The sequence below is a fragment of the Luteibacter sp. OK325 genome, assembly GCF_003050935.1.
In the GTDB taxonomy this organism is placed as follows: Bacteria; Pseudomonadota; Gammaproteobacteria; order Xanthomonadales; family Rhodanobacteraceae; genus Luteibacter.
In genome coordinates this window covers 20,134-43,183 of sequence record NZ_QAOX01000012.1, presented here as the reverse complement: position 1 = coordinate 43,183, position 23,050 = coordinate 20,134, and the positions used below count along the sequence as shown (strand labels likewise).

Annotated in this window: 20 protein-coding genes; 12 read left to right on the top strand and 8 right to left on the bottom strand. The window is 65.2% G+C overall.

The genetic code is table 11. The annotated features are described in order from the left end of the window. Positions 1 to 55 precede the first annotated feature (55 nt). On the top strand, positions 56 to 2,194 hold the full coding sequence (locus C8J98_RS20010; protein WP_233260313.1) for a S46 family peptidase: 2,139 nt from the start codon (positions 56 to 58) through the stop codon (positions 2,192 to 2,194). A gap of 120 nt (positions 2,195 to 2,314) precedes the next feature. Here the strand turns inward: C8J98_RS20010 and C8J98_RS20005 are convergent, their stop codons facing one another. Then, complete coding sequence (locus C8J98_RS20005) at positions 2,315 to 2,680, bottom strand: hypothetical protein (RefSeq protein WP_107915361.1); 366 nt, start codon at positions 2,678 to 2,680, stop codon at positions 2,315 to 2,317. A 368-nt stretch (positions 2,681 to 3,048) separates the two neighbouring features. Then, positions 3,049 to 4,029, bottom strand: coding sequence for a hypothetical protein (locus tag C8J98_RS20000; RefSeq protein WP_146171683.1), 981 nt, complete (start codon positions 4,027 to 4,029; stop codon positions 3,049 to 3,051). 98 nt (positions 4,030 to 4,127) lie between these two features. On the opposite strand from C8J98_RS20000, the gene miaA reads away from it, so the two are divergent. From miaA to C8J98_RS19945, 11 genes are all read left to right on the top strand, one after another. Beyond that, a complete protein-coding gene (gene miaA / locus C8J98_RS19995; protein WP_107915357.1) occupies positions 4,128 to 5,108 on the top strand; it encodes a tRNA (adenosine(37)-N6)-dimethylallyltransferase MiaA in 981 nt (326 codons plus the stop codon). A 90-nt stretch (positions 5,109 to 5,198) separates the two neighbouring features. After that, positions 5,199 to 5,459: an RNA chaperone Hfq gene (gene hfq / locus C8J98_RS19990; RefSeq protein ID WP_046967362.1), complete on the top strand. Its 261-nt coding sequence runs from the start codon at positions 5,199 to 5,201 to the stop codon at positions 5,457 to 5,459. Between the two features lie 92 nt (positions 5,460 to 5,551). Next, complete coding sequence (gene hflX / locus C8J98_RS19985; protein WP_107915355.1) at positions 5,552 to 6,859, top strand: ribosome rescue GTPase HflX; 1,308 nt, start codon at positions 5,552 to 5,554, stop codon at positions 6,857 to 6,859. Between the two features lie 172 nt (positions 6,860 to 7,031). Beyond that, positions 7,032 to 8,162 carry an FtsH protease activity modulator HflK gene (hflK, locus tag C8J98_RS19980; RefSeq protein ID WP_107915353.1) on the top strand — a complete coding sequence of 377 codons (1,131 nt, stop codon included), beginning with the start codon at positions 7,032 to 7,034 and terminating at the stop codon, positions 8,160 to 8,162. Continuing rightward, positions 8,159 to 9,028, top strand: coding sequence for a protease modulator HflC (hflC, locus tag C8J98_RS19975; protein ID WP_107915351.1), 870 nt, complete (start codon positions 8,159 to 8,161; stop codon positions 9,026 to 9,028). Before hflK ends, hflC begins: the two co-directional genes overlap by 4 nt. A gap of 51 nt (positions 9,029 to 9,079) precedes the next feature. Further along, positions 9,080 to 10,387, top strand: coding sequence for an adenylosuccinate synthase (locus tag C8J98_RS19970; RefSeq protein ID WP_107915349.1), 1,308 nt, complete (start codon positions 9,080 to 9,082; stop codon positions 10,385 to 10,387). Between the two features lie 147 nt (positions 10,388 to 10,534). Then, on the top strand, positions 10,535 to 11,806 hold the full coding sequence (folC, locus tag C8J98_RS19965; protein WP_107915523.1) for a bifunctional tetrahydrofolate synthase/dihydrofolate synthase: 1,272 nt from the start codon (positions 10,535 to 10,537) through the stop codon (positions 11,804 to 11,806). 86 nt (positions 11,807 to 11,892) lie between these two features. Further along, positions 11,893 to 12,972 carry an SPOR domain-containing protein gene (locus C8J98_RS19960; RefSeq protein ID WP_107915521.1) on the top strand — a complete coding sequence of 360 codons (1,080 nt, stop codon included), beginning with the start codon at positions 11,893 to 11,895 and terminating at the stop codon, positions 12,970 to 12,972. Between the two features lie 42 nt (positions 12,973 to 13,014). Beyond that, the gene (locus C8J98_RS19955; RefSeq protein ID WP_107915346.1) at positions 13,015 to 13,647 is read left to right on the top strand and encodes a CvpA family protein; all 633 of its coding nucleotides are present in this window, start codon (positions 13,015 to 13,017) and stop codon (positions 13,645 to 13,647) included. Between the two features lie 12 nt (positions 13,648 to 13,659). Further along, entirely contained in the window at positions 13,660 to 15,138 is a 1,479-nt protein-coding gene (gene purF / locus C8J98_RS19950; protein WP_107915344.1) for an amidophosphoribosyltransferase, read from the top strand. Between the two features lie 38 nt (positions 15,139 to 15,176). Further along, positions 15,177 to 15,977 carry a ferritin-like domain-containing protein gene (locus C8J98_RS19945; protein WP_107915341.1) on the top strand — a complete coding sequence of 267 codons (801 nt, stop codon included), beginning with the start codon at positions 15,177 to 15,179 and terminating at the stop codon, positions 15,975 to 15,977. A 203-nt stretch (positions 15,978 to 16,180) separates the two neighbouring features. Here C8J98_RS19945 and C8J98_RS19940 read toward each other — a convergent pair whose 3' ends face one another. The 6 genes from C8J98_RS19940 to ppk1 all read right to left on the bottom strand — a co-directional run bounded on the left by C8J98_RS19940 (position 16,181) and on the right by ppk1 (position 23,013). After that, positions 16,181 to 16,909 (bottom strand): UDP-2,3-diacylglucosamine diphosphatase, encoded by a 729-nt coding sequence (locus C8J98_RS19940; protein ID WP_107915339.1) that lies wholly within the window; start codon positions 16,907 to 16,909, stop codon positions 16,181 to 16,183. Next, the gene (locus C8J98_RS19935) at positions 16,906 to 17,643 is read right to left on the bottom strand and encodes a peptidylprolyl isomerase (protein ID WP_107915337.1); all 738 of its coding nucleotides are present in this window, start codon (positions 17,641 to 17,643) and stop codon (positions 16,906 to 16,908) included. The genes C8J98_RS19940 and C8J98_RS19935 overlap by 4 nt, the downstream gene beginning before the upstream one ends. 65 nt (positions 17,644 to 17,708) lie before the next feature. Beyond that, positions 17,709 to 19,226 carry a Ppx/GppA phosphatase family protein gene (locus C8J98_RS19930; protein WP_107915335.1) on the bottom strand — a complete coding sequence of 506 codons (1,518 nt, stop codon included), beginning with the start codon at positions 19,224 to 19,226 and terminating at the stop codon, positions 17,709 to 17,711. 69 nt (positions 19,227 to 19,295) lie between these two features. Continuing rightward, complete coding sequence (locus C8J98_RS19925) at positions 19,296 to 19,799, bottom strand: hypothetical protein (RefSeq protein WP_107915334.1); 504 nt, start codon at positions 19,797 to 19,799, stop codon at positions 19,296 to 19,298. Next, a complete protein-coding gene (locus C8J98_RS19920) occupies positions 19,796 to 20,941 on the bottom strand; it encodes a glycosyltransferase (protein ID WP_199229970.1) in 1,146 nt (381 codons plus the stop codon). The genes C8J98_RS19925 and C8J98_RS19920 overlap by 4 nt, the downstream gene beginning before the upstream one ends. Beyond that, positions 20,938 to 23,013: a polyphosphate kinase 1 gene (gene ppk1 / locus C8J98_RS19915; protein WP_107915519.1), complete on the bottom strand. Its 2,076-nt coding sequence runs from the start codon at positions 23,011 to 23,013 to the stop codon at positions 20,938 to 20,940. Before ppk1 ends, C8J98_RS19920 begins: the two co-directional genes overlap by 4 nt. Positions 23,014 to 23,050 lie beyond the last annotated feature (37 nt).

Sequence of the window (23,050 nt, the reverse complement as noted above, 5' to 3'; positions counted from 1 at the left end):
TGGTCGAGCGGACTTCATGGCCGACAGGGGCAACGAAAACATGCGGATCCGCTCGATGATGCTGGGGGCAGCCATGGCGCTGGCGCTGGACGCGAAGGCAGACGAGGGAATGTGGCTGCCGTCACAGTTGCCCGGGATTGCGAAAAACCTCAAGGACGCCGGCTTCCGCGGTGACCCGAAGGATCTTGCCGACCTCACCCGCGCACCCCTGAATGCGGTGGTCCGCATCGGTGGCGGCACCGGCTCCTTCGTCTCGGCCGATGGTCTGGTGGTGACCAACCACCATGTGGCCTTTGGCGTCATCCAGTACAACACCAAGCCGGACCGCGACCTGATCACTAACGGCTACGTGGCCGCGGATCGCGCTGGCGAGCTCCCGGCCAACCCCGATTACCGCCTGCGCGTCACCGTCGGCTTCGACAAGGTCACCGATCGGGTGCTTGCCGGGGCCAAGGGCAAGACGGGCCGGGCTTATTACGACGCTGTCGACGCCGCGAGCAAGGCCCTGGTCGCTGAGTGCGAGAAAGAAGACGGCATCAAGTGCAGCGTGGCCAACATGTTCTATGGCCGCGACTTCTATCTGGTTCGCCAGCTCGAGCTTCGCGACATCCGCCTGGTCTATGCGCCGCCCCGGGCCATCGGCAACTACGGCGACGAGGTCGACAACTTCGTCTGGCCGCGTCATGCGGGCGACTTCACCATGCTGCGCGCGTATGTCGGCAAGGACGGAAAGCCAGCTGACTTCTCGCCGGACAACGTGCCCTACCACCCGCCGTCGCATCTCCAGATCGCCAGCGAAGGCGTTGCCGAGGGTGACTTCGTCATGCTCGCCGGCTATCCGGGCATTACCTATCGTCACCGCACAGCTGCTGAATTCGCCGACCAGATCGAGTGGCGCCTGCCGACCTCAGTGGCGGTACTGAAGGCCTTGCAGGATGTGATCGAGACCGAGGGCAAGGCTGGCAAGGAAGCCGGCATCCGCTACGCGTCGCAACTGCAGACGCTGAAGAACGGCATCAAGCGTTTCAGCGGTGAGCTCGAAGGCCTCGAGCGCAGCGATGCCGTGACGGTTCGTCGCGACGACGAGGCTGCGATGCTGGCCTGGCTCGCCACGCAGTCCGATGCGAAGACGCTGAAGCCGCAGATCGACCAGGCCATGGCCCTCATCGCGCAGGGCAAGGATGTTCGCGAGCGCGACCTGCTCGTCGGACTGCTCTCAAGCCAGACGCAGCTGATGCGCGGCGCGCTCTCGGTCGATCGTCTTGCCGTCGAGCGTCCCAAGGCGGATGCGGAACGCGAGTCTGGCTACCAGAAGCGCGACGAGGAGCTCATCCAGAGCCAGTTGAAGCAGATCCAGCGTCGTTACGACCCGCGTGTGGAGCAGGCCCTGGTCACCTCGCTGGTCACGCGCTACCAGAAGCTGCCGGACGCGCAGCGCCTGCCGGAAGTCGACAAGGTTTTCGGCCGGACGCCCGCAGATCTCGCCAAGGCGCTGGATCACATCTACGGTACGACGAAGTTCGGCGACGAAGCCGAGCGCACGCGCCTGTTTGCGGCGACGCCGGCCGACGTCGAAAAGAGCGACGATGCCTTGCTGGTCGCGGCTCGCAGCCTGCGCCCCGCATTGATGCGCATCGAAGACGAACGCAAGACACGTGAGGGCGATCTCCTGCGGCTGCGGCCTGCCTACATGCAGGCGCTGATTGCTTATCGCGAAAAGCAGGGTAAGGCCGTCTATCCGGACGCGAACTCAACGTTGCGGGTGAGCTACGGCAAGGTCACGCCGCTGAAAGCACGCGATGCGGTCACCTATGCACCGCTGACCACGGTGCAGGGCATTGTCGAGAAGAATACGGGCGTCGCCCCGTTCGATGCACCGAAGCCGCTGCTTGACGCCATCCACAAGGGCGACTTCGCGGGCTACGCCGATCCGAAGACGGGCGCGATGCCGGTGGACTTCCTCAGCAACCTCGATACGACGGGCGGTAACTCGGGTTCGCCGGTATTGAATGCGAAGGGCGAACTGGTCGGCCTCAACTTTGACAGCAACTGGGAGGCCGTCAGCGCCAGCTGGATGTACGACCCGCGCTATAAGCGCGCCATCCACGTTGACATGCGCTATATGCGCTGGCTGATGGACAAGGTGTATCCCTCGCCGGCGCTGCTCAAGGAGCTTGGCGTTCCTGCGAAGTAGGGCGGCGTCGGGAGTCAGGCGTTATCCACATGGATTGTGGATACGACCTGCATAACCGTGTGGATAAGTCTGATTGCGCCTTCGCAGGCAAGGGCTTGCGTTGTGTTGATCATTGAGTGATCACGATCCGAGCATTTGGCCCCAAAGTGCGAACAGCTTGATCAGTGCAGTAATCAAAGCTGCGCCGGCACCAAGCCACGCGAGGCCGAGCGAGCCGATGACAGCGTATGGATACCAGCGGATCTCCAGCTGAGCCTTCGTCGCATCCATCATGAGCTTCTTCGCATCGGCGTCGGCCTTTTCCGTCTCGGCGCGTATCTTCAACACTTCTTCAACGTGTCGAGACGCGTCCATGTTCAGCTTCCTCATCTCTGCGTACATCTTCTCGGTCTCGGCACGCGTGCGGTTGAGATCGGCGTAGAACTTCTCGCGCTCGGTGGCCTCGTTCTCCGCGCGGCCTGTCGAACGGGCCTGTGCGGTTGTCATTGAACGAACTCCAGCGTCGCGGTCAGCGCACGTTGACTGCGCGGGGCGTTGGTCGGGCGTTGCATGGTGTTTTCCGTGCGCAAAGTGACGTATGGGGAAGCCTAACGCAGCTTGTGGATAGCGTGAGGTCAGGCGTCCCTGATTCTCATGCGCGTGATATCCACAGGGAATGTGGATATCGCCTGCATAACCATGTGGACAAGTCCGTTTCGGCGTTCACCACCATGCACTTGCGTTGTGCTGCTTACTACTTGACCACGCCTCGAAAACATCCTTCGCGATATCCACAGGTAGTGTGGACAGGCCTTGCATAAACCTGTGGACAAGTCGGATTACGCTTTATGCAGCATAGGCTTGCGTTGTCCTGCTTACTTAGTGGCCGGCACTGAGGCTTCGCATCGTTCGACACAACTGAGCCACGCTGTCGCGTGGACGTAGTCAAGAGTCATGCGGAACGACGACAGGACGTTGGCACCTATCGCCCCATGCACTGTCCCATCCATCATGGATGACATCACCTGTTCGAAATTGGCATTGGGTCGTTCGACGAACCACACGGGACCCACCGCCCAACCACCGATCTCGACGGACGGCACGCGAATGGCACGCTTCGGTCCGATAAGTCCGTCGGCATTGTCGAGCACCGCCCAGTTTGGATGCGCGTCGTGCCAATGGCTGATAAGACGCGCCGTGGCGTAGCTGGTCGTGCCTTCGCCCTTCACGACGGAAGTGCCCATGGTGGCGAGTCCTTCCCTGGTAGGCCGGGCAGTGGCGCCGGTGTCGAGCAACATATCGACGTCCTCGCCTGCGACAGTGACCTTGATACGCGGGAACGACTGGCGTACCTGCCCCTTGCGGGTCGCGGGAAGGTTCATGTGAAGCGCGTGGGCATTGTTCGGAGGCATCCAGCTGGGCGCTTCGATACTCAGCGTTCGACGAGGATAGTCGAAGGTCCAGATGTGGTCCGGCAGGTAGGACGAGCCGACCATGCCGTCCATCGTCGTGTCGATCCCGTCTTCAGGCACGAGTGCCGAGATCGCGCCGCAGTAGGTTTTTGGCTTGGGTAAGCCTTTGTCCGGTTGGTATTCGGGTGCGGTCACCAACGGGGCATCGGCGAGTTCGGGACAACTGACTTTCTGCAGCCCCAGCCGGGCAGCGGTGCTTTCCTGAAGCCAGTAGTTGATGCCGCCCCCGCCGGTATCCACCAGCAGGCGGAGTACCTGTCCGTTGGCCAGTGTCGGGGTCGCGAAGAAATGCCCAGCCTCATAGACGGTCGGCACGACCGTAGCGGCTTGCGCCGAGGCGACGAATCCCATTACGGCGGCAAGCGCTATCGAAACACGCAACATGCTTCCATTCTCCCTGTGTGTCCGACGATCCTGCCAAAGGTCGTGGTCGCTGTCACTGCCTGGGGTACGCTTGCCTTCGCTTTTCACTTCGCGCGCCCATGACCCTCGACACCCGTCCCCTCGCCATCTTCCTGATGGGCCCGACCGCATCGGGCAAGACGGCGCTGGCCTGCGCGCTGGCCGATCGCTATCCGGTGGGTCTGATTAGTGTCGATTCGGCGTTGGTGTATCGCGGACTGGACATCGGCTCGGCCAAGCCGGACGCCGCGACGCTGGCGCGCTACCCGCACGAACTCGTCGATATCCGCGACCCCGCCCAGCCTTATTCGGCGGCGGAGTTTCGCAGCGATGCGCTGGCCGCGATGGGTCGTATCGCTGAAGCGGGCAAGGTGCCGCTCCTGGTCGGCGGCACGGGCCTCTACTTTCGAGCCCTTCAACGTGGCCTGTCGGATCTACCGGAAGCCGACCCCGCGCTCCGTGAGCGCCTGGGGGCCGAAGCCGCAACCGTGGGTTGGGCAGTGATGCACGCACGCATGGCGGCACTCGATCCCGTGGCCGGCGAGCGTATCCGGCCGGGCGACGCGCAGCGCATCCAGCGGGCACTCGAGGTGATGGAGCTCACCGGCCAGCGATTGACCGATCTGCAGAAGCAGGCGGTCGGCGACCGGTTGCCCTGGCGGGTGCTCAAGCTCGCCCTCCTGCCCGATGACCGCAAGGCCCTTCACGAACGGATCGCCATCCGCTTCGACGCCATGCTGGCCGACGGTTTCCTCGACGAAGTCAGGGCCCTGAAGGCCCGTGGCGACCTCCACGCCGACCTCCCGGCCATCCGCGCCGTGGGCTACCGGCAGGCCTGGGAGTATCTGGACGGGCAGGGCGACGCGACGAACCTTCGCGACCGTGGTATCTATGCAACGCGGCAGCTCGCCAAGCGCCAGATCACCTGGTTGCGCAACGAGCTGGACGCACGCACGTTCGACCCGGACCGGGGGGATCCGTTGCCGGAAGTGGACAAGGCCCTCGGGCAGTTCCTGGGAATGCCGAAGTCGTCACGTCCGGCGCTTCCTGCTGGCGTTTAAAAGCAGTTAAGATTCAAGACACTTGGGCTGGGGCGCCGTTTGGCGTTTTTTTACCCGGACCCGTACGAAAGGCGTAGGGGAGAAGAAGAAATGTCCAAAGGGCAGTCGTTGCAGGATCCGTTTTTGAATGCGCTTCGCCGTGAGCGTGTGCCGGTCGCCATTTACCTGGTGAACGGTATCAAGCTGCAGGGCACGATCGAGTCGTTCGACCAGTTCGTGGTTCTGCTGCGCAATCAGGTGAGCCAGATGGTCTACAAGCACGCCATCTCGACGGTCGTGCCGAGCCGCAATGTGCGGGTCGGTGGCCATGAGAATCATCCGGAATCGGGTGCGGGCGACGCCGAGGGTTGAGGGGCCCCGGTGGCAACCCATATGTAAAGGGACGGGTGCGCGTATGCTTTGGCATCGCGCACCCCTTCTTCTGCATGAGGTCATCCCCCTAAGTGTTCGATAGGCAAAAGAAAGGCGAGCGGGCCGTGCTGGTCCTGCCGCATTCGCGTGGCGAAAGCGACGCGATCCGCCGTGGCGAGGAATTCGCCGAACTGGTCGCTTCGGCTGGCGCTGAAGTCCTGGCCAGCATCCCGGCTCGGGTGGCGACACCCAATCCCCGTTTCTATATCGGTAGTGGCAAGGCCGACGAGGTCGCTGAAGCCGTGCGCGCCCTCGAGGCCGATCTGGTCCTCGTCGACCACGAGCTCACGCCCGTGCAGGAGCGCAATCTCGAAAAGCACCTGGGGACGCGTGTCGTCGACCGCGCCGGGCTGATTCTCGACATCTTTGCCCAGCGCGCCCGTTCCCACGAGGGCAAGCTCGAGGTCGAACTGGCCCAGCTCAAGCACGTGGCGACGCGTCTGGTCCGTGGCTGGACCCATCTGGATGCCCAGCGCGGCGGTGCCATCGGCAACCGCGGCCCGGGTGAAACCCAGCTGGAAACCGATCGCCGGCTACTTGCCGAGCGGGTGAAGATGCTGAGCAAGCGCCTCGAGAAAGTTCAGACCCAGCGTGACCAGCAGCGCCGGTCGCGCCTGCGCAACACCGTGCCGCGCGTGGCCCTGGTCGGCTATACCAACGCCGGCAAGTCCACCTTGTTCAACGCGCTGACCACGGGTGGTGTGTATGTGGCGGACCAGTTGTTCGCCACCCTGGATCCCACTGTGCGCAAGATCGACGGCCTGGCCTGCGGTCCCGCGGTCATCGCCGATACCGTCGGCTTCATCCGCGAGCTGCCGCACGACCTCGTCGCCGCCTTCCGCGCCACGCTGGCCGAGGCGCGCGACGCCGACCTGCTTATCCATGTCAGTGATGCGGCGGACGAGGAGCGGGAAATCCTCCGCCGGGTGGTCAATGAGGTACTCGAGGAGATCGGCGCCGGCGACGTGCCCCAGTTGTCGGTCATGAACAAGGTCGACCTGATCGAGGCCGAACCACGCATGGATCGCGGTGAGGACGGCAAGCCGCGCCAGGTCTGGCTGTCGGCCGCGAGCGGCGCTGGCCTTGACGGGCTGCGCGAGGCCCTGGGCGAACTGCTCGGTGGTGACCGGATTCGTGCGGGTCTTGAGCTTCCTCTCACGGCGGGACGTCTTCATGCCCGTCTGAAAGCGGCCGGCGCCATTGCCGGTGAGGCCATCGACGAGCACGGGTGGCACCTCGATATCGACGCGCCACGCTCGGTCCTGGCGCCGCTTATTGGCGACGATGCTCACGCCAGGTCTCTCCGCGACCTCATCGACCCGCCCCACGCGGAGTTCTGATTGGTCGCCGTCGAGCACCGATCCGCCCCCGTCTGCTAGAATTCACAACGTTTGCGTGCCCATTCGGCGCGGCGACGAGCGTCACAACGCCCGCCGCCCATCCCCGTCGTCTGGGTTCACCTGAAGGCTTGCCAGCCGCCCACCCTCCGGTCCCCCAAGGAGACTGTCGACCATGGCTTGGAACGAACCCGGTAACGGCCAGAAGGATCCCTGGAACCGCAACCGGTCGAGCGGGCGCAAGCCCGACCTCGACGGCATGATCAAGAGCCTCAAGGCCCGCTTCGGCAAGTTCGGCGCGGGAAGCGGCGGCGTATTCGCTGTCGTGCTTGTCTTTATCGTGGCCTGGCTGCTGGTCGGCAGCTACACGGTGATCGACGCCCGGCAGGTCGGTGTGGTGCTGCGCTTCGGCCAGTTCTCGCGCGTGCTGCCGCCTGGCTTCCACCTGAAGGCGCCTAGCCCGATCGAAACGGTGACCAAGGTCGAGATGACCCAGGTCCGTTCGATCTCGGACAACGTGTCCATGCTGACCCGCGACGAGAACATCATCGCGATCGACTTCAATGTGCAGTACCAGGTTTCCGATGCGCGTAAGTTCCTGTACTCGAACAACGACATCGAAAACGGCACGATGAAGAACGCCTCCGAAGCGGCCGTCCGCTCCGTGGTCGGCGCGAATATCATGGACAACATCCTGACCACGCCGGGCGTCGATACGCCCGCGCCGGCGCAGGCACCTGTCGCTGGCGTCGCTCCGGCGGCGAAGGAAACCCTGCAGCAGCAGACGCGCGACATCCTCCAGACCACGCTCGACAAGTACGACGCCGGCATCCTGGTCACGGGCGTCAGCTTTCAGAACGTGTCGCCGCCGAAGGAAGTGAAGGACGCCTTCGACGACGTCAACGCCGCCCGCGAAGACAAACAGAGTGAAGAGAACAAGGCCCGCGCCTACGAAAGTCAGGTGGTACCGGTGGCCCGTGGCGACGCCGCGCGCATCGCCGCCGAAGCCCAGGGCGAGCGTGTGGAGCGCATCGCGCGCGCCAACGGCGATGTCGATCGCTTCAACGCGTTGCTGAAGGAATACCACGCCGCGCCGGAAGTCACGCGTCGTCGTCTGTGGCTCGAAACCGTCGAGGAAGTCATGGCCGGCAACCCGAAGGTCGTCGACGGCAGCAACGGCAAGAACATCATCCAGCTTCCGGTCGAGTCGAACGGCGGCACGGTTCGCAACGTTCCGGGCGTGGGTCCGGTCATCCAGTCGGCCACCACCGACGCGAATCCGAATCCGCAGGGGAATGCGCAGTGAAGTACATCTCCGGCCTCATCGTCCTCATCGTCGTCCTGCTGGCGTTCAACAGTGCGTTTGTCGTGAAGGAAGGCGAGAACGCCCTCCTGCTGCAGTTCGGCCGCATCGTGCGCGCCGACTACCAGCCCGGCCTGCACTTCAAGATTCCCGTGGTGCAGCAGGTGATGCGGTTCGACAATCGCATCCTCGGCCTCGATGCGCAGCCTGAGCGTTACTTCACGCTCGAGAAGAAAAGCGTCAACGTCGACTTCTACGTGAAGTGGCGCATCGCCGATAACGCGGCGTACTACCGCGCCACCTCGGGCGAGCAGACGCAGGCTATCCAGCGCCTCACGCCGATCGTGAAAGATGCGCTGCGCCACGAGTTCAACTCGCGCAACCTTGAAGATCTGATTGCCGGCGGTCGCGAGGACATCACCGGCCAGGTGCGCAAGGACACCGATGTAGCGGCGCGCAAGAACCTCGGCATCGCCATCGTCGACGTGCGCATCAAGCGCATCGACCTGCCCGACGAGGTGAGTGGCTCGGTGTACAAGCGCATGCGCAACGAGCGCCTGCAGCTTGCCAACGAGCTGCGTTACACCGGTCAGGAGAGCGCCGAGAAGATTCGCGCCGATGCCGATCGCCAGAAGGTGGTGCTGCTCGCCGACGCCAACCGGGACGCGACCAAGGTCAAGGGCGACGGCGACGCGCAGGCGGCCGCCATCTATGCGCAGGCCTATAACCAGGACCCCGAGTTCTTCTCGTTCTATCGAAGCCTCGCGGCGTACCGTAAATCCTTCGCCGACGGCAAGGGCGTGCTGGTGCTCAAGCCCGATTCCGAATTCCTGCGCTATCTCAACGACGGCCCCGGCCGCCAGCGCTAAACAAGATCCACATCAGCCCTCGCGGGCCACGCAACTAAAGAGAGCCGTAAAATGGGTAAGTCAGTCGTAATTCTGGGCGCGCAATGGGGCGACGAGGGCAAGGGCAAGATCGTCGATCTTCTGACCGAGCGCGTCGGTGCCGTCGCGCGTTTCCAGGGTGGCCATAACGCGGGCCACACGCTGGTGATCAAGGGCAAGAAGACTGTCCTGCACCTGATTCCCTCGGGCATCCTGCGCGACGACGCGCTCTGCCTTATCGGTAATGGCGTGGTCCTTTCGCCTGCCGCGCTGATGAGCGAAATCGCCGAGCTCGAGGCCCAGGGTGTGGACGTCCGTCCGCGCCTGAAGATCTCGCCGGCGACGCCGCTGATCATGCCGTACCACATCGCTGTCGATAAGGCGCGCGAAGTCGCCTCCGGCGCCAAGGCCATCGGCACCACCGGCCGTGGTATCGGCCCGGCCTACGAAGACAAGGTGGCCCGTCGCTCCATCCGCGTGGCCGACCTCATGTACCCGCACGAGCTGCCGGAGAAAGTGCAGGCCGCCGTCGAGTACCACAACTTCGTCCTCACCCAGTGGCTGAAGGCCGAGCCGGTCGATTACCAGACCGTCCTCGATGAAGCCCTCACCTGGGGCGAGTACCTGCGCCCGATGGTCGACGATGTCGCCACGATCCTGCACGACGTGCGTAAGGAAGGTGGCAACATCCTGTTCGAGGGTGCGCAGGGCGCGCTGCTCGACATCGACCACGGCACCTATCCGTACGTAACGTCGTCGAACACCACGGTCGGCGGTGCGTTGGCCGGAACCGGCGTCGGTGCACGCGACATCGACTACGTGCTGGGCATCTGCAAGGCCTACGCCACGCGCGTGGGCGGCGGTCCGTTCCCGACCGAGCTCAACGACGAAATGGGCGAATTGCTGCGTAAGAAGGGCAACGAGTTCGGCGCCAGCACGGGTCGTCCGCGTCGCTGCGGCTGGATCGACCTCGTCGCGCTGAAGCGCGCCGTGCAGATCAATGGTATCGACGGCCTTGCCATCACCAAGCTCGACGTCCTTGACGGCCTGGAAAGCATCAAGGTCTGCATCGCGTATGAATACCGCGGCAAGCGTCGCGAGCTGGCGCCGCTGGACGCCGACGGTTGGGCCGAGTGCAAGCCGGTCTACCTCGAGTTCCCGGGCTGGGAAGAGTCCACCGCCGGCATCCGCGACTGGAACAAACTGCCGCCGGCCGCTCGTGCCTACCTGCGCGCCGTCGAGGAGCTTTCGGGCTGCAAGCTGGCGCTCGTGGCTACCGGGGCAGACCGTGACGACACGATCATTCTCGACGACCCGTTCGGCGGCGACGACAACTGCTGATCGATAGCAGCCTGTGTCGCGAAAACGCCAGCCTCCGGGCTGGCGTTTTCGTTTGTGCTCCCCCGCTCTCTCTGTAAGAGCCGATTCATCGGCGATAGGGTGCTCGCGGAAGGATTAAGCTTGACCGATTTCCCATCTGGCATCGTCATCATGCGCACCCTCGCCGAGTGGCTTTCGTACCAGGAGCGCACGCATCCGCGCGACATCGAACTCGGCCTGGACCGCGTTCGTGCCGTGTGGGAAGCGATGGGCTCGCCGCGTCCGGCACCCACCGTCATCACCGTCGGTGGCACCAACGGGAAGGGGTCTACCGTCGCCTTCCTCGAAGGCATGCTGCGCGGGGCCGGTTACCGCGTCGGCTGCTACACCTCCCCCCACCTGCTTCGTTATAACGAGCGCGTGCGCCTCGAGGGCGACGATGCTTCCGATGAGGCGCTGGTGGCTTCGTTCGAGCGCATCGAAGCGGCGCGGGGCGCGATTCCCCAGACGTACTTCGAGTTCGGTACGCTCGCGGCCATCGACCTGATGTCCCGCGCCTCGCTCGACATCGCCGTCATCGAGGTTGGCCTGGGTGGTCGGCTGGATGCCGTGAACATCATCGACGCCGACGTGGCAGTCATCACCACGATCGACCTGGATCATCAGGACTGGCTCGGTGGCGACCGCGACAGCATCGGTCGCGAGAAGGCCGGCATCGCAAGGGCTGGCCGGCCCGCTATCGTCGGCGAGCGTCTGCCGCCGGCTGGCCTGTTGGAGGCCCTGCGTGGCATCGGCGCCGACATCTTGGCCAACGGCGACGCGTTTTCGGCCGGCAGTGTGGACGGGGAGGGTCTCTGGCGCTGGTCGCACCGCGACGGCACCGTGCTCGACCTGCCGCGCCCACGGCTGGATGCGCCCGTGCAGATAGACAACGCCGCCACGGCGATCGCGGCTATCCACGCCCTCGGGTCGCGTGTCGATGTGCCTCCCGCGGCCATCCGGCGGGCGCTGGCGGCGGTCCGTGTGCCGGGTCGGCTGCAGCGAATCGCCGAGCATCCGATGACCCTGGTGGACGTGGGGCACAACCCCCAGGCCGCGCGCGCCCTGGCTGCCTGGCTCGACGCCACGCCGCGCCATGGGCAGGTGCGTGCGGTGTATGGCGCATTGGCCGACAAGGATATCGGGGGCGTTATCGATGCACTGGTCGATCGTGTCGACCATTGGTACCTCGCCGGCCTTGAACGCGATACCCCGCGGGGCCTGCCGTCGGGAGCCCTGCTTGCCATGCTGGCGGCCATACGTCCGGATGCGCACGGCCGGGCCTTCGAGAACGTCGGGACGGCCTGGGAGGCCGCTCGTGCGGAGGCCGGCGAGGACGATGTGCTGTTGCTGTTCGGTTCGTTCTTTGTTGCCGCCGCCGCGCTGTCCCACCGCACGTGAACGCCGGGGGGTGAGCGACGGCGGGGCCGTCGATTGCCGGTTATAATCGCCGCGATTCGCATTGCGTCGGTCGTATGGAGCTTTCCTTGAAAACACGTCTGCTGGGTGCCGCCGTCCTGGTTGCTCTGTTGGTCCTTTTCGTGCCGATGATGTTCTCTAATACGCCGCCCAAGAGCGACGCCGACCAGACGGTCAGTCTCGAGATTCCGCCGGCACCCGACCGTGAACTGCAGACGCGCACGCTCGACGTGGCGCCCAACGGTTCGCCGGCTTCGGTCAGCGGCCCACAAGCGGCTGGTGGGCCGGTGCATCCGGCGGCCGCCGCTCCGGCCGATGCCGCCCCGCCGGCCGGCTCGGTCACGCCGGGCAACGGCAACAAGCTCGCCTCGGTGGACATCGCCTCGCGCAAGCCGGTGGATGCCCTGCCGGAAGACTTCGCCCATGCGCCGGCCGGTAACAAGCCTGCTGCCACCCCGGCTTCCACAGTCGTGGCCCCGGCCGCGACCAGGCCGGTGAAGCCGGCAGCCATCCCGGCACCGGCAGCCGTGGCCGCGACGCCTCCCGCTGCCGCTCTGCCGGCAGGTACTGCCGCCCGCGGCAGTTTCACCATCAACCTCAGCGCCTACGCCGATCGCAGCAAGGCCGACGCGTTGGTACAGAAGGTTCGCGCGCTCGGTTATCCGGTCAACACGTCGGCGTCCAACCAGGCCGGCAAGGCACTGACCCGCGTGACAGCCGGTCCCTTCGAATCGCGTGCCGCTGCCGAAGCGGCGCGCCTGAAGATCACGGCCGCCGCGCCAGGCGCGCCTGCGACGCTCTCGTCCAGAGCTGAGACGCAGACTGCCGACGTACCTGCGCCGCCAAAGGCGGCTGCCGTCCCGGCGCCTGCCGCCGCAAGCGTCACCGTCCCTGCAGCGTTGCCGCACGCGGGCGGGTTCGCCGTGCAGGTCGCCGCGGTGAGCAGCGAGGCAGAGGCCACGCGCCTGCGCGACAAGCTGCGTGGCGCGGGTATCGCCGGCTATGTCGACAGCGTCGCGTCCAGCGCGGGTGCCAAGCTCTGGCGCGTCCGCGCCGGGCCGCAGACCCAGCGCGACGACGCGGTACGCCTGAAAGACCAGATCAAGGCCAAGGTTGGCCTGGACGGCGTGGTCGTTTCGGCGCCGTAAGGTGCCGCGACCCGCCCTCAACGTGAAACCGGGGACTGCCACGTGAATTGGATCGACTGCGTCATCCTGGCGATCCTGTTCATTTCGGTCTTGATCGGCCTCATGCGCGGCCTCATTTCCGAAGTGCTCTCGCTCGTGATCTGGGTCGCCGCCTTCTGGGTGGCCTGGACATATGGCCCGTCGCTGGCGCATTACTTCGAAAGCAGCGTATCCCTGCCTTCGGCACGCGTGGCGATCGGTTATGGCTTGTGCTTTATCGCCGTGCTGCTGGTGGGCGGGCTGATCCGGTTCATAATCTCGCGCCTGGTCGCGAGCACGGGACTGGGCGGCACCGACCGGTTGTTCGGCATGCTTTTCGGCCTGGCTCGCGGTGTACTCATCGTGGCCCTGGTCGTGTTCGTCGTGGGCTTCACTCCCCTGGCTAACGCCCCGATGTGGCGCGAGTCGGCGATGATGCCGCAGTTCCGTGGCGCGGCCGAATGGCTGGGTCAGCAGGTGCCGGAGAATGTGCGCGGATACATGCATCCGCCTGCCGCTCTGGAAAACCTGAAGATGCCGGACGTAAAGCTGCCCAGCAAGGACGACCTCATGAGGTTGCGCGACTTCTCCACTCCCGCGCAACCGGACAAAGATCATGTTCACCCTGCCGCCGCGACCACGGCGGCCACTTCGTAGAAGGCAACACCCATGTGCGGAATCATCGGCATCGTCGGCACCACGGAAGTGGCGTCGGCCCTGTATGACGGCCTGACCGTCCTGCAACATCGCGGGCAGGATGCCGCCGGCATTGCCACCGTGGACGGCGCGCGCCTGCGCCTGCACAAGGGCAACGGGCTGGTTCGCGACGTCTTCAATTCAGCAGGCGTCAGCAAGCTGCGTGGCCGCATCGGTATCGGCCATTGCCGCTATCCGACCGCCGGCTCGGAAGGCACGGATGAGGCCCAGCCCTTCTACGTGAACTCGCCCTATGGCATCGCCTTCGCGCACAACGGCAACCTCGTCAACACCGAGGCCCTGCGCAAGGAGATGTTCGAGGACGACCGTCGCCACATCGACACGGACTCCGACTCCGAAGTGCTGCTCAACGTGCTCGCGCACGAGTTGCAGGTGGACGACCGCGGCGACCTCACGCCGGAGCACGTCTTCAAGGCGATCTCGGGCGTCCATGCGCGTGCCCGCGGCGGTTACGCCTGCATCGCCCTGGTGCTCGGCTACGGCCTCATCGCCTTCCGCGATCCGAATGGTATCCGCCCGCTGGTCCTCGGTGAGCGCATTACGGCGCAGGGTCACGAATATGCCATCGCATCCGAATCCGTTGCGTTCGACGTGTTGGGCTTCAAGCGCATCCGCGACATCGAGCCGGGCGAAGCGGTCATCGTCACCGAAGGTGGCGAGTTGCATACGCAGCGTTGCGCCGAAGGCGCAGTGCACGCGCCGTGCATCTTCGAATACGTTTACCTCGCTCGCCCGGACTCGATGATCGAGGACGTCTCCGTGTACAAGGCACGCCTGCGCATGGGCGAGAAGCTCGCCGAGAAGATCCTTCGCGAGCGCGGTCCGGATCACGGCATCGACGCCGTCATTCCCATTCCCGACACCTCGCGCACCGCGGCCAGCTCGCTCGCCCAGGCGCTCGGCGTGCCGATGCGCGAAGGCCTGGTCAAGAACCACTACATCGGCCGCACCTTCATCATGCCGGGGCAAGGCGAGCGCGTGAAATCCGTGCGCCGCAAGCTCAATGCCATCGACCTGGAATTCCGCAAGAAGAACGTGCTGCTGGTGGATGACTCCATCGTGCGTGGCACCACCTCGCGCCAGATCATCCAGATGGCCCGCGACGCCGGTGCGAAGAACGTCTACTTCGCTTCCGCGGCGCCGCCGGTGCGTTACCCGAATATCTACGGCATCGACATGCCGGCCGCGTCCGAACTGGTGGCTGCCGGTCGTACCGTGGAAGAAGTGGAGAAGGCACTGGGTGCCGACTGGCTGGTCTACCAGGATCTGGAAGACCTTATCCAGGCGGTTGCCGACGGCAACGAAGCGCTCACCCATTTCGACACGTCGTGCTTCTCGGGTGAGTACGTCACGGGTGTGGACGCAGGCTTCCTCGAACAGCAGGAAGCCATGCGTTCGGATTCGGCCAAGAACGAACGCCGCAGCGCCTGAGCGATCGGCGGCGCGCCCCGGCGCGCCGCCATGCCGTCATGCAAGATCTCCACGCCGCCGCACGCCGTTGCCTCGAGGCGACCGATCCCGCCGAAAAGGTGCGCCTGAGTTTCGAGGCGTGGTCGGCGCTGGGCGAGGGGCTGCTCATACCTGATCCCATGTCACCGCCGCCGTCGCCCATCGGGCTACCGGGCCGGCCGGAACGCCCGCGCCTGGTGCCCTCGCGTGAACTGGCCCAGCGCGGTCTCGGTTCCGCCGAGGGTCGCGCCGCGCTCGTGCATGCGATCGCACACATCGAATTCAACGCGATCGATCTCGCCTGGGACGCGGTGTACCGCTTTCGCGGCAAGCCCGACGCGTACTACCGCGACTGGGCGTCGTGCGCGAACGACGAAGCGCGCCATTTCACGATGCTCGCCGGTCGCCTCGACGAACTCGGCCACGCTTATGGCGATTTCGACGCGCACAACGGCCTGTGGGAAATGGCCGAGAAAACCGCACACAGCGACACCGCGCGCATGGCTCTGGTACCGCGTGTGCTCGAAGCGCGCGGTCTGGACGTGACGCCGGGGATGATGGAACGGCTGCGCCGGCAGAACGACGAACGCACCGTGGGCATCCTGGAAGTGATCCTGCGCGAGGAGGTTGCCCACGTGGCGGCGGGAACGCGCTGGTTCCATTGGTGCTGTGAGCGTGATGGGATCGAGCCGGAAGCTACGTTCGCCCAACTGCTGAACGACTATATGAATGGGTCGTTGAGGGGGCCGTTCAATCTGGAGGCGCGGCGTGAGGCTGGGTTTTCGGAGAGTGAGTTGGTTTGGCTGCGGACGTTGGGGTGAGGGAATCCTCGACGGTCGTTTGCGCAGGGATCGCCGCTGAAGCGGCTCCCACAAGAGCATCGCCGATGAATCGGCTCCTACAAGAGCATCGCCGCTGAAGCGGCTCCCACACAAAGGCGATTCAATGCGACGAAGCCGCTGTGTGTGGGAGCCGATTCATCGGCGATGGGTGCTCGCGCAGGGATAGGTGCCCGCAAAGCAGGTTAAACCTGCCAAAGCCCACGCAGATCCAACCGGTCACCGTCGATCGCGAGCACCGATCCGTGGTCGTACCAGTCACCCAACACAATGCGCTCCGCATTCGCACCGTCGAAAGCGAACGGGTGAATAGCCGGACGATGCGTGTGTCCGTGGATGAGTCGATGCACGCCGGCATGGCGCAAGGCCGTTTCGACCGCACCCTGGTTCACGTCCATGATCGTCTCGTCGATCCGGCCCGTGCGTGACTTGCTGTCGCTACGCGCCTTGGCGGCAAACGCGCGGCGCGCTTCCAGCGGCATCGACAGGATCTGCTGTTTCCATGCGTCCGTGCGCACCTGAGCGCGTACGGCCTGGTATTCCACGTCGTCGGTGCAGAGCACGTCGCCATGCATGAGCAAGGTTGGCGTGCCTTCGATATCGTGCACCGCGCCGTCGTCGAGCAGGGTCAGTCCCGCGCGTTCGGCGAAACGCTCGCCGAGCAGGAAGTCGCGGTTGCCGGCCATGAAGTACACCGGTACACCGCTGTCGCTCAGGGCGCGCGTCGCCGCGGCGATCCGGGTCGGTAGTTCGGCGTCATCATCGTCGCCGATCCAGGCTTCCACCAGATCACCGAGGATGTAGAACGCCGTGGCGGAGCGCGCCTCGTCCGACGCTAAAAAGCGCTCGAACAAGGCCGTGATATCAGGACGTGCCTCGTCGAGGTGAAGGTCGGCGATGAACAGCGTGCTCATGCGGCCTTCGGGGCGGCGGTCTTCTTCTCGCCCTTCTTTGGCGTGGCCGGTTTGGCCGGAGCCGGTGCAGCCTGCGAGGGCGCGGCCGGCGCGCTGGCCGCGGATGCTGGCGCCGGGCGGGCTTTTTCTTCGCCGACGACATTGGCCGAGTCGATGATGACTATCGGGTTGGGCACGTCGCCGACGAAGGGGCCCTGCGCGCGGGTGGGCAGGGCGGCGATCTTGTCGACCACGTCCATGCCCGAGACGACCTTGCCGAACACGGCGAAGCCCCATGTCAGGCCGCTTTGGTTGCTGACGTAGTCGAGACGGCGATTGTCGACCAGGTTGACGAAGAACTGCGCGGTACCGGAGTTCGGATCGCCACCGCGCGCCACCGCGATGGTGCCGCGAGCGTTTGACAAGCCGTTGTCGGCTTCGCTGGGAATGGCGGCGCGCGTACGACGCTGGGTCAGGTCCCGGCTGTAAAGACCGCCCTGGACCATGTAGCCATTGACCACGCGGTGGAACACCGTGCCGTCGTAGAAGCCGTCGCGGACGTACTGCAGGAAGTTGGCCACGCTCTTGGGCGCTTTGTCCGGGAACAACTCGAGCGTGACGTCGCCCTGGGTGGTGTGCATCACCACGCGCGGGTGGTCGACGGACGCCGGCGCTGGCGCTGCCGGCTTGGTCGCCTGGGCCATGGAGACGGCGGGCAGGGCGAGTAGGAGGCTGGCGAAGACGGCTTTGAGCATGGGTTACCGGTCGTGACGGTGAAACAATCGCGCCATGATACGCCCGTTCGCCGGGCGGATCGCGGTCATTCGGTGACGATCTCGAGGTCCAGCCCGAGCTCGGCCAGTGGCTCACGCTCCTGGTCGAGGTCGGCTTCGGTCAGCGGGTGCTGGTCCAGCCAGTCCGCCGGCAGCGACAGACGCAGGCGCTGGCGAGAGGCACTCACGCGGATGCGGGGCAACGCTTCCGCACGGCGAGCGCGGCGGAACAGCACGCCGAGGCGAAGGATCGCCGTGATATGGCGGGCCAGTACGCGGTAGCGCAACGGCAGGGCCGAAATCACCGATTTCTCCGGCTTGCGGCGATGACATTCCACGATGGCGGCGAGCAGCTGCTGTTCCTGCCGCGAGAAACCGGCCAGATCGGCATGACGGAGGATGTAGCCGCCGTGGCGCTGATGCTGGCTGTGGGCGATGGCCAGCCCGAGCTCGTGCACCCGTGCGGCCCATGAAAGCCATTCACGCGCGTCGTCGTCGAGCTTCCATGCCTTGGCGAGTTGATCGAACAGGCCGAGCGCCGTGGTTTCGACGCGCCGTGCCTGGGCGCGGTCCACGCCGTAGCGGCTGGCCAGCGAGTCGATGCTGGCCATGCGCGGGTCGGTACCGGCGGAGCGGCCGATCAGGTCCCAGAGCAGGCCCTCGCGCATCGAACTCTCGGACACGCGCAGGCGCTCGATACCCAGCGCCTCGAACGCGGCTTCGAAGATAGCCACGCCACCGGCGAAGACTTCGGCGCGCTCCTCGGCCAATCCGGGCAGTTTGAGCGCGCCCGATGAGCCCTGTTCAATGAGTGCTTCACGTACGGCCGCCAGCGACTCGGGCGTAATGCCGTCGTCGGAGAGTTTCATCGCGCGCACGACGGAGCCGATGGACTTGGCCGTGCCCGACGAGCCGTAAGCGTCGGCCCAGCCCGCTTCGCGGTAGTCCTCGGAGAACTGCTGGAGCAGCACGCCGATTTCGCGACGGGCCTTCTGCCAGCGCTTGCGGGTGATCTTCCCGCCGGGGAAGAAGCGCAGCGTGGAGGCGATACATCCCACCTGCACGCTTTCGGTCAACACCGGTGCGGTGCCGCGACCGATGATGAATTCCGTGCTGCCGCCGCCGATGTCGATGACGAGGCGATGGTCGCGCGACGCTGGCAGGTCGTGCGAGGAGCCCAGGAAGATCAGGCGACCTTCTTCACGACCCGAGACGATTTCCACCGGATGCCCGAGCGCGGCTTCCGCCGCGGACAGGAAGGCATGCGGCGAGGCCAGGCGGCGTACCGTGTTGGTCGCGACGGCGCGCACGTGCAGGGCGGGAATGCCGGCAATGCGCTGGCCGAAGCGGGCGAGGCTGGCCAGCGCGGCGGAACGGTGGGTCGCGTCGAGGGTACCGTCCGGGCGCAAGCCGACGGCCATGCGTACGGAATCGCGCAGGCGGTCGATGACACGTGGCTCACCGTGTTCATAGCGGGCCACCACCATGTGGAAGCTGTTGGAGCCGAGGTCAACGGCGGCGAGGAATTCACCTTCGTTAATCTGCGATTTACCTGAGGTCGGCAAGAGATCTGTCCGCAGCGGCGTATCGGGGGATTCTGGCATGGTGCCGGGGCTTGCATGCAACGCTTATTCTCAGGCTGGCTTTCCGGCGCGGCTTTTCGGCAGTGCCGAAAGAATGAAAAGCACGACGCAAAGGAAGCCGAACACCCAGTAATCCGTCGGCGCCGGACCCCACCAATGGCGATGCCAGGGCACGTTCACCGGATCGAAGCGTGCCAGGCCGAAGGCCGGGTTGAGGATGAACCAGAGGCCGTCCTCGGCCACCCAGAAAAGCATGACGCAGGCGATGACACGAACCTGTGCACGCCAGCTCCAGTAACCCTGGAAGACCATCGGGAAATGGAAGAACAAGGCGATGAAGGGAAACACCCATGCGTGATAGCCCGTCATCGGACGGCCGCCCCAGAGCAGGTCGAGCAACCAGTGGTTCTCGATACGCCAGGTGGGCAGGCTTGTCGCCCAGCCGTAGGGGCCTTCGATCTCGACTTCGACGTGGGCGAACATGAAAGCGAGCATGAACGTGAACGCCGCGGTCGCCAGGGTGGCGACGAGGCGGCGGCGCGGCGAATGACTCATCGGCTATCCAGCAGGGCGAGCACCGTATCGACCACGTCGCGCGCCGCATGCGGGCGGCCGATGGCTCGCGCGTTGATGGCCATGGCGGCAAGGCGCGCAGGATGTTCCTGCAGTTCGCGAATGCGCCAGGCCAGGGCCACGGCATCGATCGCTTTCCAGGCGGCACCCTGTTCCAGCAAATAATCGGCGTTACGTTCTTCCTGGCCCGGGATCGGCGCATTGACGATCATCGGCAGGCCGACGGCCAGGCACTCCGACGTGGTCAGTCCACCGGGCTTGGTGATCGCCAGGTCGCAGCAGGCCATCAGCCGTTCCACCTGGCGAGTGAATCCATGTGGGAACAGGCGTCCCGCATGCCGGGTGTTCGCCAGCGTCTGCAGGCGTTCGAGCATCTCCGCGTTACGCCCGGCCAGGACCAGGAGCTGGAAATCGCCACCGCCCGAGAGCAGTGCATCGGCCAGTTCATCCAGTGCGCCAACGCCGGCACCGCCGCCCATGACCAGATAGGCGGGCCGGTTCGGGTCCAGGCCGAGCTCCGCGCGCAGGGCGAGACGATCGTGGGCGAGGCTGAAGGCAGGCATCACCGGGATGCCGGTCACGTGCACGCGTTCAGGCGGCAGGCCGACGGCACGCATGCGATGGGCGATCTCCGGGCTCGCGGCGAAGTAGCCGGTCATCCCGGGGATCACCCACATGCGATGCAGGTCGAAATCCGTGACCTGCAGGTAGACCGGCGCGTTGACCCGGCCCTTGCGGATCTGCCGCATCAACATCTCGGCAGGGAGGAAGTGCGTGCAGACGATGGCGTCAGGCTCGAACGCGTTGATGGCCGCACGGAGCCGGCGCGTGTTCAGCCGTTCGATGGTCCGGCGCATGCGCTGCGTCACGGCTTCGGGGCGCACGTCGTCGGTGATCCGGTAGAGCATGCCCCACAGGCGCGGATAACTCGTGATCAGGCTGAGGTAGAAATCGGCATAGATGCGACGGAAATGCGACGGCACGAAGTCCATCACGTCGAGGTGCCGCGCTTCCACGTCGAGGCCGTCCGCCGCCAGCGCGGCGATGGTCGCCTCGAGCGCGTCGGCGGCGCGAACGTGGCCGGCACCCGCGGAAACCGAAAGGAGCAGGATGCGCCGTTTCACGCGCAGTAGTCGGCCAGCAGCGCTTGCTGCGCGTTGTACGGCGCTTCGCCCGTGGCCGGTATACGCCGCGTGTAGCGCCCGTCGGTGCCGAGCATCCAGGCTTGCGTGTTGTCGCGCAAATAGTTGTCTAGGGTTTCGTTGTACACGCGCCTGGCCAGTTCGGGATCGAGGATCGGCACGCCCACTTCGATGCGACGCATGAGGTTGCGCTCCATCCAGTCGGCGCTCGCGCAGAACAGTTCCGGCTCACCGTCGTTGCCGAACCAGTAGACGCGGCTGTGTTCGAGGAAACGGCCGATGATCGAACGCACGCGGATGTTCTCCGATACGCCGGGAATGCCCGGGCGCAGCGTGCAGGCACCACGGATGATCAGGTCGATCTGCACACCGGCCGCCGACGCCCGGTACAAGGCTTCGACCACGTGCGCCTCGTTGAGCGCATTGAGCTTGGCGACGATGCGCCCGGGACGGCCACGGCTTGCGTGTTCGATCTCGCGTTCGATGCGCGCCATGACGCCGCTGTAGAGCGTGAACGGCGAATGCAGCAGGCGCTTGAGCTGGATCATCGGGCCCAGGCCGGAGAGCTGCTGGAAGACCTTGTGGATATCCTCACCGATTTCCGGATGCGAAGTCATCAGGCCGATGTCCGTATAGCCGCGGCTGTTGCCCTGGTGGTAATTGCCGGTGGACAGGTGCACGTAACGGCGCAGGCCCGCGCCCTCGCGGCGCACGATGAGCAGCATCTTGGCGTGCGTCTTGTAACCCACCACGCCGTAGACCACCTGCACGCCGGCTTCCTGCAGGCGGTTGGCCAGGCCGATGTTGGCCTCTTCATCGAACCTTGCACGCAGCTCGATCACCACCGTGACGTCCTTGCCGTTGCGTGCGGCTTCCACCAGCAGGTCCACCAGCGGCGAATCCTTGCCGGCGCGATAGAGCGTCTGCTTGATCGCCAGCACGCCGGGGTCCTGCGAGGCGCGGCGCAGCAGTTCGACCACCGACGCGAAGGACTCATACGGGTGGTGAAGGAGTACGTCGCGCACGCCAAGCACGTCGAACTCATTCACGCCCTTGCCGAAAGCCGGCGACAGGCGTGGCGTAAAGCGCGGGAATTTCAGTTCGGGACGATCGATCTGGTCGTAGATGAGGCTGGCGCGAATGATGTTGACCGGACCATCGCAACGGTAGACATCGGCTTCTTCCAGCTGGAAGTTTGCGATCAGCATGTCGGTGATCGGGCGCGGACAATCGGCGCCGACTTCGAGGCGTACCGGTCGTGCATAGCCGCGCCCGACGAGTTCCTCACTGAGGGCGCGCGCCAGGTTCTCGACTTCCGCTTCCTCGACCACCAGTTCGCTGTTCCGCGTAACCCGAAACTGGTAAGAAGCGCAGACGTCGAAGCCGGGGAAGATCTCGTCCGCGAAGGCCTGGAGCACTTCGGCCAGGAACACGAAATCGCCGTCGCCCTCGGACACTTCGGCAGGCAGTTTGATGATGCGCGGTAACGAGCGCGGCGCACGCACCAGGGCCATATGTCCCTCGCGGCCGAAGGCGTCGCGGCCTTTGAGCACCACGGCCAGGTTCAACGTCTTGTTGAGGATGCGCGGGAACGGATGCGAAGGATCCAGGCCCAGCGGTGACAGCACGGGCTGGATCTCGTTCTGGAAATAGCCCAGCAGCCAGCGGCGTTGCCTGTCGGTCCATTTGTCCCGCGTGAGGTAGCGAATGCCTTCGGCGCCGAGCGCGGGGCCGAGCTCCTCATGCCAGATGGCGTAGATTTCCGCGACCAGCTCGAGCGTACGCTCACGAATGCGCGTGAGAATGTCCGTGGACGAAAGTCCATCGGCTCCGGGCGTGGCCGCACCCAGCGCGTGCTTGTGCTTGAGCACCGCGACGCGCACCTCGAAGAACTCGTCGAGGTTGTTGCTGACGATCGTCAGGTAGCGCAACCGCTCCAGGACCGGTACATCCGGGTCGCGCGCCTGGGCCAGAACACGGAAGTTGAATTCCAGTGCCGCGAGCTCGCGGTTGATGTACAGCGCTGGTGCGCCGAGGTCGACAGACTCGCTCATGCTTTCCGCTGATCCTTTCACGACGTCCGATGGTGGC

Coding starts and splice junctions, on each gene's coding strand:
- miaA (WP_107915357.1), top strand. CDS start 4,128: ATGACCCTCGACACCCGTCCCCTCGCCATCTTCCTGATGGGCCCGACC.
- C8J98_RS19945 (WP_107915341.1), top strand. CDS start 15,177: ATGCAAGATCTCCACGCCGCCGCACGCCGTTGCCTCGAGGCGACCGAT.
- hflK (WP_107915353.1), top strand. CDS start 7,032: ATGGCTTGGAACGAACCCGGTAACGGCCAGAAGGATCCCTGGAACCGC.
- purF (WP_107915344.1), top strand. CDS start 13,660: ATGTGCGGAATCATCGGCATCGTCGGCACCACGGAAGTGGCGTCGGCC.
- C8J98_RS19940 (WP_107915339.1), bottom strand. CDS start 16,909: ATGAGCACGCTGTTCATCGCCGACCTTCACCTCGACGAGGCACGTCCT.
- C8J98_RS19925 (WP_107915334.1), bottom strand. CDS start 19,799: ATGAGTCATTCGCCGCGCCGCCGCCTCGTCGCCACCCTGGCGACCGCG.
- C8J98_RS19935 (WP_107915337.1), bottom strand. CDS start 17,643: ATGCTCAAAGCCGTCTTCGCCAGCCTCCTACTCGCCCTGCCCGCCGTC.
- C8J98_RS19970 (WP_107915349.1), top strand. CDS start 9,080: ATGGGTAAGTCAGTCGTAATTCTGGGCGCGCAATGGGGCGACGAGGGC.
- hfq (WP_046967362.1), top strand. CDS start 5,199: ATGTCCAAAGGGCAGTCGTTGCAGGATCCGTTTTTGAATGCGCTTCGC.
- C8J98_RS20000 (WP_146171683.1), bottom strand. CDS start 4,029: ATGTTGCGTGTTTCGATAGCGCTTGCCGCCGTAATGGGATTCGTCGCC.
- C8J98_RS20005 (WP_107915361.1), bottom strand. CDS start 2,680: ATGACAACCGCACAGGCCCGTTCGACAGGCCGCGCGGAGAACGAGGCC.
- ppk1 (WP_107915519.1), bottom strand. CDS start 23,013: ATGAGCGAGTCTGTCGACCTCGGCGCACCAGCGCTGTACATCAACCGC.
- C8J98_RS20010 (WP_233260313.1), top strand. CDS start 56: ATGATGCTGGGGGCAGCCATGGCGCTGGCGCTGGACGCGAAGGCAGAC.